The 13,267-nt window shown below is 54.9% G+C and carries 11 protein-coding genes and 1 other RNA gene; 8 read left to right on the top strand and 4 right to left on the bottom strand.

What is annotated here, in order from left to right; translation table 11 throughout:
- Positions 1–137 precede the first annotated feature (137 nt).
- The 3 genes from OGV65_RS02510 to zapA form a co-directional block, all read right to left on the bottom strand.
- Positions 138–734, bottom strand: coding sequence for a 5-formyltetrahydrofolate cyclo-ligase (locus OGV65_RS02510; RefSeq protein WP_286454560.1), 597 nt, complete (start codon positions 732–734; stop codon positions 138–140).
- A gap of 19 nt (positions 735–753) precedes the next feature.
- Positions 754–937: non-coding RNA, 6S RNA (gene ssrS / locus OGV65_RS02515), on the bottom strand.
- A gap of 41 nt (positions 938–978) precedes the next feature.
- Positions 979–1,308, bottom strand: coding sequence for a cell division protein ZapA (gene zapA, locus OGV65_RS02520; protein ID WP_003026980.1), 330 nt, complete (start codon positions 1,306–1,308; stop codon positions 979–981).
- A 167-nt stretch (positions 1,309–1,475) separates the two neighbouring features.
- Here zapA and OGV65_RS02525 point away from each other — a divergent pair, with 167 nt between their 5' ends.
- The 8 genes from OGV65_RS02525 to OGV65_RS02560 all read left to right on the top strand — a co-directional run bounded on the left by OGV65_RS02525 (position 1,476) and on the right by OGV65_RS02560 (position 11,738).
- Positions 1,476–2,054, top strand: a complete 579-nt coding sequence (locus OGV65_RS02525) for a YecA/YgfB family protein (protein ID WP_141875622.1) — start codon at positions 1,476–1,478, stop codon at positions 2,052–2,054.
- 24 nt (positions 2,055–2,078) lie between these two features.
- A complete protein-coding gene (gene pepP / locus OGV65_RS02530) occupies positions 2,079–3,404 on the top strand; it encodes a Xaa-Pro aminopeptidase (RefSeq protein WP_075847442.1) in 1,326 nt (441 codons plus the stop codon).
- Entirely contained in the window at positions 3,401–4,579 is a 1,179-nt protein-coding gene (gene ubiH, locus OGV65_RS02535; RefSeq protein WP_279263792.1) for a 2-octaprenyl-6-methoxyphenyl hydroxylase, read from the top strand. The genes pepP and ubiH overlap by 4 nt, the downstream gene beginning before the upstream one ends.
- 139 nt (positions 4,580–4,718) lie before the next feature.
- On the top strand, positions 4,719–5,921 hold the full coding sequence (gene ubiI / locus OGV65_RS02540) for an FAD-dependent 2-octaprenylphenol hydroxylase (RefSeq protein WP_047499314.1): 1,203 nt from the start codon (positions 4,719–4,721) through the stop codon (positions 5,919–5,921).
- A 452-nt stretch (positions 5,922–6,373) separates the two neighbouring features.
- Entirely contained in the window at positions 6,374–7,468 is a 1,095-nt protein-coding gene (gene gcvT / locus OGV65_RS02545; RefSeq protein WP_016157417.1) for a glycine cleavage system aminomethyltransferase GcvT, read from the top strand.
- Between the two features lie 25 nt (positions 7,469–7,493).
- Positions 7,494–7,883: a glycine cleavage system protein GcvH gene (gene gcvH, locus OGV65_RS02550; RefSeq protein ID WP_286454561.1), complete on the top strand. Its 390-nt coding sequence runs from the start codon at positions 7,494–7,496 to the stop codon at positions 7,881–7,883.
- Between the two features lie 176 nt (positions 7,884–8,059).
- Positions 8,060–10,933, top strand: a complete 2,874-nt coding sequence (gene gcvP / locus OGV65_RS02555) for an aminomethyl-transferring glycine dehydrogenase (protein WP_286454562.1) — start codon at positions 8,060–8,062, stop codon at positions 10,931–10,933.
- 61 nt (positions 10,934–10,994) lie between these two features.
- Positions 10,995–11,738: an SDR family oxidoreductase gene (locus OGV65_RS02560; RefSeq protein WP_259688486.1), complete on the top strand. Its 744-nt coding sequence runs from the start codon at positions 10,995–10,997 to the stop codon at positions 11,736–11,738.
- A 94-nt stretch (positions 11,739–11,832) separates the two neighbouring features.
- On the opposite strand, the gene bglA is transcribed toward OGV65_RS02560, so the two are convergent.
- Complete coding sequence (gene bglA / locus OGV65_RS02565; protein WP_016154353.1) at positions 11,833–13,266, bottom strand: 6-phospho-beta-glucosidase BglA; 1,434 nt, start codon at positions 13,264–13,266, stop codon at positions 11,833–11,835.
- Between the last annotated feature and the right edge of the window lies 1 nt (position 13,267).

Genomic DNA, 13,267 nt, shown 5'->3' on the forward strand with positions numbered 1-13,267 from the left:
CATCATGCTGCTGATCCTGTTAATCATCGCTTGCCCAGCATATTAACAGAGAGTACGCAGGAGGGAGGTTCGCCTCCCTCACCCTTCACCGAGGAATTTAGGTCAAAAAAACGGCGCTGTCAATCGGCAAAAAACGGCTACCACTCCCAGATTTTGGACGGCGTCACCACCGCTGGCAGCGGGATATCCCACTCTTCAACCGGCAATTTTTCTACCAACTGGCAGTCATGCGCGTAGCCCACGGGTTGGATCTTATGCTGCTGCCAGTTTTGTAGCGTGCGGTCGTAAAATCCACCGCCCATGCCCAGGCGTTGCCCGTCCTCATCAAATGCCACTAACGGCGTAATCAGTACGTCCAGCTTTGACAGTGGCAATACGTCGCGTACATCAAGCCGTGGTTCCGGGATCTTTAAGCGATTGGTCACCAGGTCGCTGTGCGGATGATAGTGCAGGAACAGTAAATTACCGGGACTGAAGGGATGAAGAACCGGAAGGTAAACGCGCTTGCCCGCTCGCCACAGCTGATCTATCAGCGGCTGGGTATCGAGTTCGCCATCGAACGAGAGAAATACCGCCACAGTATGCGCGAGTACAACAGGGGGAAAACTGAGCATTCGGGTCGCGGCTTGCTGACCGTAGTGTCGTTGCTGTTCAGAGGTCAGCGCGCGACGACGCTGTCGAATCAGTTGACGAATTTCTTGCCGGGATAAAGGGAGTTCAGAAAGTAGTGTCATGGCTGTTGCCAGGTAGAAGGGAATCTCCGAGATGCCGCCGCAGGCTGTAACCCTTGAACCCTTGGTTCAAGGTGAATGCGTCGTCACAGTTTTAAGGCTTCTCGGACGGGCCGAGCATGCTCACCAACCATGGAGCGCCACATTCTTGTGGTATGAAATATCGGCTCAGGGGACTGGCCCGCTTGCAAACATCTCAGAGAAATTTTGTCTTCACGGTCACTCTACCACAGTAAACCGAAAAGTGTTATTCAAAGTTTTGGCCCGTTTTTTCGGTTATGCGACCCTGATCAAGCAACGCCTGTTCGATGGTCTGTTGTAGCATCCGAATACGTTGTTCCATGCTCGCCGCGTACTCACGCGTCTTCGCTTTTTCCTGAGTTAATTCATAGCTGATGTTCAACGCGGCGATGAAAACCAACTGCTCAGTATTTGTGACTCTAGTGCGAACTTTCAGATCTTGCAATCGCTGATTGAGATCGTCCGCAGCCTGATTCAACGCATCCCTTTGTTCAGGCGGGCAATTCACTCGCAGTGAACGGCCAAATATTTGGATATCGACGGGTTGTGCAGACATGCCACCTTCCTGCTGATTGACTGCGCTGCCTTCGTCTCCAGACCTTGGGTCCGCGAAGGGGCGACACTATAGCTACCCTGGTATCAAGATACAAGCCCTTTTCTGGTCCACCAGGGCCCAAAGTGGTAGCATACCATGAATATTCCTCCCTTTGATGACGAATGCTTATGTCTATACAGAACGAAATGCCTGGCTACAACGACGTTAGCCAGTTTTTGAACCAACAAGGGGCTGGATTAACCCCGGCCGAAATGCACGGCTTGATCAGCGGGATGATTTGCGGCGGCAACAACGACAGCTCATGGCAGCCGCTGCTGCACGACCTGACTAACGAAGGTCTGGCCTTCGGTCACGAGCTGGCTCAGGCACTGATGAAAATGCACTCAGCCACCAGCGATGCCCTCGAGGACGACGGTTTCCTTTTTCAGCTTTATCTGCCTGAAGGCGACGACGTTAGCGTGTTTGATCGTGCCGATGCGCTGGCGGGGTGGGTAAACCACTTTTTGCTGGGCCTTGGCGTTACGCAGCCAAAGCTCGACAAGGTGACCGGTGAAACCGGTGAAGCGATTGACGACCTGCGCAATATCGCTCAGTTGGGATATGACGAAGACGAAGATCAGGAAGAGCTGGAAATGTCGCTCGAAGAGATTATCGAATACGTGCGCGTAGCCGCCTTGCTGTGCCATGACACGTTTACGCGTCAGCAGCCGACCGCGCCGGAAATCCGTAAACCGACTCTGCACTAAGAACGAAACGCAAAGGAGAGTGTGATGAGCGAGATATCTCAGCAAGAATTCCAGCGTCGTCGCCAGGCTTTACTGGCACAAATGCAGCCTGGCAGCGCCGCGCTGATTTTTGCCGCGCCTGAAGCGACGCGCAGCGCGGACAGTGAATACCCGTACCGCCAAAGCAGTGATTTCTGGTACTTCACCGGTTTTAACGAACCGGAAGCTGTGCTGGTGCTGATTAAAAGTGATGACACTCATAACCACAGCGTTTTGTTTAATCGGGTTCGCGATCTGACGGCGGAGATCTGGTTTGGCCGCCGTCTGGGCCAGGACGCCGCACCGGCAAAACTCGGCGTTGACCGGGCGCTGGCCTTCAGTGAAATCAACCAACAGCTGCACCTGTTGCTCAATGGCCTGGATGCGGTGTACCACGCGCAGGGCGAATATGCCTGGGCAGACGAGATTGTGTGCACGGCGTTGGATAAACTGCGTAAAGGCTCCAGACAAAATCTGCACGCACCCGCCGCGATCATCGACTGGCGTCCAATGGTCCATGAAATGCGCTTGTTCAAATCACCAGAAGAAATTGCGGTCATGCGCCGTGCCGGAGAGATCAGTGCGCTGGCGCATACCCGCGCGATGGAAAAATGCCGTCCGGGAATGTTTGAATACCAGTTGGAAGGGGAGATTCACCACGAGTTTACTCGCCATGGCGCGCGTTACCCATCCTATAACACGATTGTCGGCAGCGGCGAAAACGGCTGTATTCTCCATTACACCGAAAATGAAAGTGAAATGCGCGATGGCGATCTGGTGTTGATTGACGCCGGGTGTGAATACAAAGGTTATGCGGGCGACATTACGCGTACCTTCCCGGTAAACGGCAAATTTTCCCCTGCTCAGCGTGAAATCTACGACATCGTACTGGAGTCATTAGAGACCAGTCTGCGCCTGTATCGCCCGGGGACGTCCATCCAGGAAGTCACCGGCGAAGTGGTGCGCATCATGATTACGGGTCTGGTGAAGCTTGGCATTTTGCACGGCGAGATCGACCAACTGATTACCGAAAATGCGCATCGCCCATTCTTTATGCATGGTCTTAGCCATTGGCTGGGACTGGATGTGCACGACGTTGGCGTTTATGGTCAGGACCGCTCACGTATTCTCGAGCCAGGAATGGTGCTCACCGTCGAACCGGGGCTGTATATCGCGCCGGACGCCGATGTGCCGCCTGCTTATCGTGGTATCGGCATTCGTATTGAAGATGACATCCTCATCACCGAGGACGGCAATGAGAACCTGACCGCCAGCGTGGTGAAGAAAGCGGATGACATTGAAGCCTTAATGGCTGCGGCGCGGCTGCAATGAGCGTGATTATCGTTGGCGGTGGTATGGTCGGTGCAACGCTGGCGCTGGCCATTTCTCAGCTCAGCCACGGGACTCTGCCTGTTCACCTGATAGAAGCGAGCGAACCTGAAACTGACCGCCATCCAGGGTTTGACGCCCGGGCGATCGCGCTGGCGGCAGGGGCCTGCCAACAGCTGGCGCGAATTGGCGTATGGCAGGCGATTGCCGATTGCGCAACGGCGATCAAAACGGTTCACGTCAGCGATCGCGGCCATGCCGGATTTGTGACGCTGGATGCGCAGGAATACCGTATTCCGGCGCTGGGCCAGGTGGTAGAACTGCACGATGTCGGGCTGCGTTTGTTTGCGCTGTTGCGTAAAGCGCCGGGCATCACGCTGCACTGCCCCGACCGTGTAGCCAGCGTGTCACGCACGCAGGAACGCGTTGAGGTTACGCTGGAAAATGGCGAGATGATCAATGGTCGCCTGTTGGTGGCCGCCGATGGCACGCGCTCCGCACTGGCTACCGCCTGCGGCGTTGACTGGCAGCAACAACCCTATGAACAACTGGCGATGATTGCCAACGTCACGACCTCCGTTGCGCATGACGGGCGAGCGTTTGAACGTTTCACACAATATGGTCCGCTGGCAATGCTACCGATGTCTGATGGTCGCTGCTCGCTGGTGTGGTGCCATCCGCTGGAGCGGCGGGATGAGATTATGGCCTGGTCCGACGAACAATTTTGCCGCGAACTGCAAACTGCGTTTGGCTGGCGGTTGGGGCGTATTACCCAGGCCGGTAAACGCAACGCCTATCCGCTTTCGTTAACCTCGGCGCAAAAAGCCATTACCCATCGTACTGTGCTGGTGGGGAACGCAGCACAGACGCTGCATCCCATTGCCGGACAAGGTTTCAACCTTGGTCTGCGCGATGTGATGAGCCTGGCTGAGACGTTGACGCAGGCGCAAAACTGCGCGGAAGATATCGGTGATTATGCGGTACTGGCACGCTATCAGCAGCGCCGCGAACGCGATCGCGAAACGACGATTGGTGTGACCAACAATTTGGTGTATTTGTTTGCCAATCGCTGGGCCCCGCTGATCGTTGGGCGTAATGTCGGGCTGATGGCGATGGAATTATTCACGCCTGCACGCGATGCGCTGGCGGAGCGGACCCTCGGTTGGGTTGCGCGATAGATATATCCTGTAGGCCGAATTAAAGAAGCTGGCCTGATTAGCGCAGCGCCATCAGGCAATGTCGCGGAAGTAATGCCGGATGGCGGCTTTGCCTTATCCGGCCTACGGTTTTTGATTGTCCTATTTTCAGGAGCAAACAGTGCAAAGTGTTGATGTAGCAATTGTTGGTGGCGGCATGGTGGGACTGGCGGTTGCCTGCGGCTTGCAGGGCAGCGGGTTGCGCGTTGCGGTGTTAGAACAACATGTTCCGCAGCCTTTGGCGGCGGATGCACCTCCTCAGCTTCGCGTATCGGCCATTAATGCCGCCAGTGAAAAACTGCTTAGCCGACTGGGCGTCTGGTCCGACATTGTTGCCCGTCGCGCTTGTTGCTACCACGGCATGGAAGTCTGGGACAAAGACAGCTTTGGGCGTATTGCGTTTGATGACCAGAGCATGGGCTACAGCCATTTAGGCCACATCGTTGAAAACTCAGAGATCCATTACGCACTCTGGCAAAAAGCGCAGCGTTCAGCGGACATTACGCTGATGGCGCCCGCTGAGTTACAGCAGGTAGCCTGGGGTGAGAATGAGGCATTTCTGTCCCTGAAAGATGGCGCAATGCTGACCGCTCGCCTGGTGGTCGGCGCCGATGGCGCTAACTCCTGGCTGCGCAACAAAGCGGATATTCCGCTCACTTTCTGGGATTACCGTCATCATGCGCTGGTGGCGACTATCCGTACGCAGGAAGCTCACGGCGCGGTTGCGCGGCAGGCGTTTCACGGTGAGGGGATCCTGGCGTTCCTGCCGCTCAGTGACCCGCACCTGTGCTCTATCGTCTGGTCGCTTTCGCCGCAGGAAGCAGAACGCATGCAGCAGGCAAGCGTTGACGAGTTTAATCAGTCGCTGAATATCGCTTTTGATAATCGCCTGGGGCTGTGCAGCCTTGAAAGCGAGCGTCAGGCGTTTCCGCTGACGGGACGCTATGCCCGTCAATTCGCTGCTCATCGTCTGGCGCTGGTGGGGGATGCGGCGCATACCATCCACCCGCTTGCGGGTCAGGGGGTTAACCTTGGCTTTATGGATGCGGCGGAGCTGATCGATGAGCTGAAGCGGCTACAGCGTCAGGGCAAAGATATTGGTCAGTATCTCTATTTGCGCCGCTACGAGCGTAGCCGTAAGCACAGCGCAGCGATGATGCTAGCCGGTATGCAGGGATTTCGTGAACTGTTTGCAGGCGAGAATCCGGCGAAAAAACTGCTGCGTGATATTGGTCTGAAACTGGCCGATACCCTGCCAGGCGTAAAACCACAGCTCATCCGCCAGGCGATGGGACTGAACGATCTTCCTGAGTGGTTACGCTAGCGTCCGTAAGGACAATCTTAAGAGTTTGAGACCCGTCACACTTTCCACTCCCGGCCTGCGCGCCGGGGTGCTTCTCTCATTTGAAATAATCTAATTCCACGCCTTTTTTCGCATTAGTTTTTTTAATATTACGTTTTTTTCATAACGCCATTTTTGACAATTTTTCCACATTTAATGTTGGTTGGTGCTGTTAATTCCAGCTTGTATTTATTTTTTGTTCTGATTATTTGTCGTATGGGTGGGGTTTTGTTCTGCCGGTGATTTTGCTGTTTTTGGCCATAAGCTAATGTGATGGTTAATTTTGCCTTATGGTTTAGCGTCTGTTTCGGTGGTAAGTTCAGGACAAAGAGAACGTTTGCGTCGTGGCCCCTGGAGCGGCTGCGGTGCTGGGTTTCGTGGCGAAAATTTCACCGCGAAAGAGTTGGTAGCCCCGCTTATTCAACGAGGAAAAGATGGCTCAACAGACTCCTTTGTACGAACAACACACGCTATGTGGCGCGCGCATGGTAGATTTCCATGGCTGGATGATGCCACTGCATTACGGTTCTCAGCTTGATGAACACCATGCTGTTCGCACCGATGCCGGAATGTTTGATGTGTCACATATGACCATCGTCGACCTGCGCGGTAGCCGCACCCGGGAGTTCTTGCGTTATCTGCTGGCAAACGACGTCGCGAAGCTAACGAAGACGGGTAAAGCCCTCTACTCCGGTATGCTCAACGCGTCGGGCGGCGTGATAGATGACCTGATTGTCTACTACTTCACTGAAGATTTCTTCCGCCTCGTTGTAAACTCCGCCACCCGCGAAAAAGACCTCTCCTGGATTACCCAACACGCTGAACCTTACGCCATCGACATCACCGTTCGAGACGATCTGTCGCTGATTGCGGTGCAAGGCCCAAACGCGCAGGAAAAAGCAGCCACATTGTTTACTGACGAGCAGCGTCAGGCGGTAGAAGGCATGAAGCCGTTCTTCGGCGTTCAGGCGGGTGATTTGTTTATCGCAACCACCGGTTATACCGGCGAAGCAGGCTATGAAATTGCTATGCCGAGTGAAAAGGCGGCAGACTTCTGGCGTGCGCTGGTACAAGCAGGTGTCAAACCTTGCGGTCTTGGCGCGCGCGACACGCTGCGTCTGGAAGCCGGCATGAACCTGTACGGTCAGGAGATGGACGAAGGCATTTCCCCGCTGGCGGCCAACATGGGCTGGACTATCGCGTGGGAACCGACTGACCGCGACTTTATCGGTCGGGAAGCGCTGGAAATGCAGCGTGAAAAAGGCCACGAACAGTTGGTCGGACTGGTGATGACCGAGAAAGGCGTACTGCGTAATGAACTGCCGGTGCGTTTCACCGATGCTTCCGGCAATCAGCAGGAAGGCATTATCACCAGCGGGACATTCTCCCCAACCCTGGGTTACAGCATCGCGCTGGCGCGTGTCCCTGCGGGTATTGGTGAGAACGCGATCGTACAGATCCGTAACCGCGAAATGCCGGTAAAAGTGACTAAACCTGTTTTTGTGCGTAACGGCAAAGCCGTCGCGTAATTCATCCTTTTTTGGAGATTGATTGATGAGCAACGTACCTGCAGAACTGAAATACAGCAAAGAACACGAATGGCTGCGCAGAGAAGCTGACGGCTCTTACACCGTTGGGATCACCGAACATGCTCAGGAGCTGTTAGGTGACATGGTTTTCGTTGACCTGCCCGAAGTTGGCGCAACCGTCAGCGCGGGCGATGACTGCGCCGTTGCGGAATCCGTAAAAGCGGCATCCGATATTTATGCGCCAGTAGGCGGTGAGATTGTTGCGGTTAACGACGCGCTCAGCGACTCCCCGGAACTGGTCAACAGCGAGCCGTATGCAGGGGGCTGGATCTTCAAAATCAAAGCCAGCGATGAAAGCGAAATTGAATCGCTGCTGGATGCGACTGCATATGAAGCTTTGTTAGAAGACGAATAAATACGCTTCATTCTTCACGTTGCAGGTGTGTTGGCTTTCTTGCACACCTCAGTTACTTACTGATGTAAGCTCCTGGGGATGTGCTGCGTCGCCGCCTTCCTGCAACGCGAATTTTTTGCGTATTCAGGTAAGTAGAGACACCTACGATTCACTGCACGTTTCAGGAACCATCGCCCATGACACAGACGTTAAGCCAGCTTGAAAATAGCGGCGCTTTCATTGAACGCCACATCGGACCGGACGCCGCGCAGCAGCAAGAGATGCTGAATGCGGTTGGCGCCGAGTCGTTAAACGCGCTGATCGGCCAGATTGTGCCGAAAGACATTCAGCTCGCAACCCCGCCACAGGTGGGCGAGGCGGCGACCGAATACGCTGCGCTGGCTGAATTAAAAGCCATCGCCGGGCGTAACAAGCGCTTCACGTCCTACATTGGCATGGGCTACACCGCCGTGCAGCTGCCACCGGTTATCCTGCGTAACATGCTGGAAAACCCGGGTTGGTACACCGCCTACACCCCGTATCAACCGGAAGTCTCCCAGGGCCGTCTGGAAGCATTGCTGAACTTCCAGCAGGTGACGCTGGACCTGACCGGCCTGGACATGGCTTCCGCTTCTCTGCTGGATGAAGCTACTGCTGCAGCTGAAGCCATGGCGATGGCCAAACGCGTCAGCAAACTGAAAAACGCCAACCGTTTCTTTGTGGCGGCTGATGTTCATCCGCAAACGCTGGACGTAGTGCGTACTCGTGCGCAAACTTTTGGTTTTGACGTCATTGTTGATGACGCGGCAAAAGCATTGGATCATCAGGATGTGTTCGGCGTGCTGTTGCAGCAGGTTGGCACCACCGGTGAAGTGCACGACTACAGCGCCCTGATGGCTGAGCTGAAATCCCGTAAAATAGTGGTCAGCGTCGCTGCCGACTTTATGGCGCTGGTACTGCTGACTGCACCGGGCAAACAGGGCGCGGATATCGTTTTCGGCTCTGCGCAACGCTTCGGCGTACCGATGGGCTACGGCGGCCCGCACGCGGCATTCTTTGCCGCTAAAGATGAATTCAAACGCTCCATGCCAGGCCGTATTATCGGCGTCTCCAAAGATGCAGCGGGTAATACCGCCCTGCGTATGGCGATGCAGACTCGCGAACAGCATATCCGCCGCGAGAAAGCGAACTCCAACATTTGTACCTCGCAGGTTCTGCTGGCCAACATCGCCAGCCTGTATGCCGTTTATCATGGCCCGGTTGGCCTGAAACGCATCGCTAATCGCATCCATCGTTTGACCGATATTCTGGCAGCCGGTCTGCAACAGAAAGGATTGAAGCTGCGTCATGCGCACTACTTTGACACTTTGTGTGTTGAAGTGGCCGATAAGGCTGCGGTACTGGCGCGTGCTGAAGCGGCAGAAATCAACCTGCGTAGCGATATCCATAATGCGGTAGGTATTACGCTCGATGAAACCACCACCCGTGAAAACGTGGTGCAGTTGTTCAATGTTCTGCTGGGAGACAGCCACGGTCTGAACATCGAAACGCTGGACAAAGACGTGGCGCTCGATAGCCGTTCCATTCAGGACAGTATGCTGCGTGACGATGCGATCCTCAGCCATCCGGTGTTTAATCGCTATCACAGCGAAACCGAGATGATGCGTTATATGCACTCGCTGGAGCGCAAAGATCTGGCCCTGAACCAGGCAATGATCCCGCTGGGATCTTGCACCATGAAGTTGAACGCTGCCGCCGAGATGATCCCTATCACTTGGCCGGAATTCGCTGAACTGCATCCGTTCTGCCCGCCAGAGCAGGCAGAAGGTTATCACCAGATGATCGGCCAGCTTTCCGAATGGCTGGTAAAACTGACCGGTTATGACGCAGTCTGCATGCAGCCGAACTCCGGCGCGCAGGGCGAGTATGCGGGTCTGCTGGCGATTCGCCATTATCACGAAAGCCGTAACGAAGGCCATCGCGATATCTGTCTGATCCCGGCCTCTGCCCACGGTACCAACCCGGCCTCCGCACAGATGGCGGGTATGCAGGTAGTGGTTGTCGCCTGTGATAAGAACGGCAACATCGATCTTGGCGATCTGCGTGAAAAAGCGGCGCAGGCGGGTGAAAACCTCTCCTGCATCATGGTGACCTATCCCTCTACTCATGGCGTGTATGAAGAAACGATCCGTGAAGTGTGCGACGTTGTGCACCAGTTTGGCGGCCAGGTTTATCTTGATGGCGCGAACATGAATGCTCAGGTTGGGATCACCACACCGGGCTTTATCGGTGCCGATGTCTCACACCTTAACCTGCATAAAACATTCTGCATTCCGCACGGCGGCGGTGGCCCAGGTATGGGACCAATCGGTGTTAAATCGCATCTGGCGCCGTTCGTGCCGGGTCATAGCGTAGTACAGATTGAAGGGATGCTCACCCGTCAGGGCGCGGTTTCTGCGGCACCGTTCGGTAGCGCATCCATTCTGCCGATCAGCTGGATGTACATCCGTATGATGGGCGCAGAAGGTCTGAAGCAGGCAAGCCAGGTGGCGATCCTGAACGCTAACTACATTGCCAGCCGTCTGAAAGATGCCTATCCGGTGCTGTATACCGGTCGCGATGGTCGTGTGGCACATGAATGTATTCTCGACATTCGCCCACTGAAAGAAGAGACCGGCATCAGCGAACTGGATATTGCCAAGCGTCTGATCGATTACGGTTTCCATGCGCCGACCATGTCGTTCCCGGTAGCGGGTACGCTGATGGTGGAACCGACTGAATCGGAAAGCAAAATGGAACTGGATCGCTTTATCAATGCGATGCTGGCAATCCGCGCTGAGATCGATCGCGTGAAAGCCGGTGAATGGTCGCTTACAGATAACCCGCTGGTTAACTCCCCGCACACGCAAAATGAGCTGGTCGCGGAGTGGAATCACGGTTACAGCCGCGAAATCGCCGTCTTCCCGGCGGGCGTAGCGAACAAATACTGGCCGACCGTGAAACGCCTTGATGACGTTTACGGTGACCGTAACCTGTTCTGCTCCTGCGTGCCGCTGAGCGATTATCAGTAATCGACTGATTCAGCTATCTTTTAAAGGCGCTTCGGCGCCTTTATTTTTGGGGAGAATAGTGATGGCTATAGCACTGGTTACGGGGGGCAGTCGCGGTATTGGTCGGGCAACCGCGATGCAGTTAGCGCTAGAGGGTTACACGGTCGCCGTTAACTTTCATCACAATATTCGTGCGGCAACGGAGGTGGTGAACAATATCGCCGCTGCGGGAGGAAAGGCGTTTGCTCTGCGGGCAGATATCAGCGATGAAAGCCAGGTCGGGGCGATGTTTGAGTCCATTGACCGCGAGGGCGAGCCGCTGACTGCTCTGGTGAACAATGCCGGGATTTTGTTTGAACAGAGCACGGTGGAAAGTCTAACCGCTGAGCGTATTAATCGCGTCCTGGCGACTAATGTTACCGGCTATTTTCTGTGTTGTCGGGAAGCGGTAAAGCGCATGTCGTTTAAGCACGGCGGTCAGGGCGGGGCGATTGTGAATGTCTCTTCGGCGGCGTCACGGCTTGGCGCCCCGTTCGAATACGTTGATTATGCAGCCTCAAAAGGTGCGGTGGACACGCTTACCACCGGCCTCGCGTTGGAGGTTGCGGCGCAGGGGATACGCGTGAACTGCGTGCGACCCGGTCTTATCTACACGGAAATGCATGCGTCAGGCGGCGAGCCGGGAAGGGTCGATCGCGTGAAATCCATGTTGCCTATGCAGCGCGGCGGACAGCCGGAAGAGGTCGCGCAGGCGATTACCTGGCTGCTGAGTGAGAAGGCGTCTTACGTCACGGGCAGTTTTTTGGAGCTGGCCGGCGGGAAGTAATGCGTTGCTTGCCGGATGGCGGCGTAAATGTTTGCTCTGGTCTACAGGTTCAGTTCCCGTAAATCCGATAAGCGCAGCGCCATCCGGCAAAAAATTACAGATTCTCGCCGTTGCTGGCAATCACCGCTTTATACCACTCAAAACTTTTCTTACGCGAACGCGACATATCGCCGGTGCCGTCGTCGTGTTTGTTCACGTAGATAAAACCGTAGCGTTTGCTGTACTGGCCGGTGGTGAACGAGACGCAGTCGATGCAGCCCCACGGCGTGTAGCCCATCAGATCTACGCCGTCATACGTTACCGCTTTCATCATCTCTTCGACGTGGGCGCGCAGATAGTCGATGCGGTAGTCATCGTGGATGCTGCCGTCTTCTTCCACTTTGTCGTAAGCGCCAAATCCGTTTTCAACGATAAACAACGGCTTCTGATAACGCTCGTACAGTTCGCATAAGGCGTAACGCAGGCCGACCGGATCAATCTGCCAGCCCCAGTCGGATGCTTTGACGTGCGGGTTCGGCACGCTGCCCTCAAAACCGGAAATGGCATCGCCGCTACCACCTTCCGCTTTTACCGCGTTGGTCATGTAGTAGCTAAATCCGAGATAGTCGCAGGTACCTTCACGAAGGATTTGTTCATCGCCAGCTTCCATTCGAATATTGAATTCGCGGCGCTCCCACTCGTTCAGTACATAAGATGGATAGTAGCCGCGCAGTTGAACGTCGGTGAATACATAGCGTTCACGCATTGATTCCTGCGCGAACATCACATCTTCAGGCTTACAGGAGTACGGGTATAGCGGGACCATTGCCAGCATGCAGCCGACTTTCATTTCAGGGTTGATGCGACGTGCGGCTTTCACCGCCAGAGCGCTGGCCACGAACTGGTGGTGCAGCACCTGGTACATAGTCTCTTCCGGGTTTTCATGCTCGGTATACACCACGCCGGAGCAGCAATAGCCAAACAGCGGTGCACGCCAGTTACGCTGGTTGTTGATTTCGTTGAAGGTCATCCAGTATTTGACCTTGTGCTTGTAGCGCTCAAAGACCACTTCAGCAAAACGGACAAAGAAATCAACGACTTTGCGATTGGTCCAGCTACCGTACTGTTGAACCAGGTGTAGCGGCATTTCGAAGTGGGAAAGGGTGATAACCGGTTCGATATTGTACTTCAGCAGTTCATCAAACATGTCGTCGTAGAATTTTAGCCCTTCTTCGTTTGGCTGGGTTTCGTCCCCTTTGGGGAAGATACGGGTCCAGGCAATTGACGTACGGAAGCATTTGAAGCCCATCTCGGCAAACAGCTTAATGTCTTCTTTGTAATGACCGTAAAAATCGACGGCTTCGTGGTTGGGGTAGTACTTACCTGGCACGACGTCCTGAGTGATTTCTCGCGGAACGCCGTGTGCCCCCCCGGTCAGTACGTCGCAAATGCTGGGCCCTTTGCCACCTTTATTCCAGCCGCCTTCAACCTGATGCGCCGCAACCGCGCCGCCCCATAAAAAATCGTTTGGTAAGGTAAGTTTTTTCATC

Source organism: Citrobacter sp. Cb004 (genome assembly GCF_030337065.1).
In the GTDB taxonomy this organism is placed as follows: Bacteria; Pseudomonadota; Gammaproteobacteria; order Enterobacterales; family Enterobacteriaceae; genus Citrobacter; species Citrobacter braakii.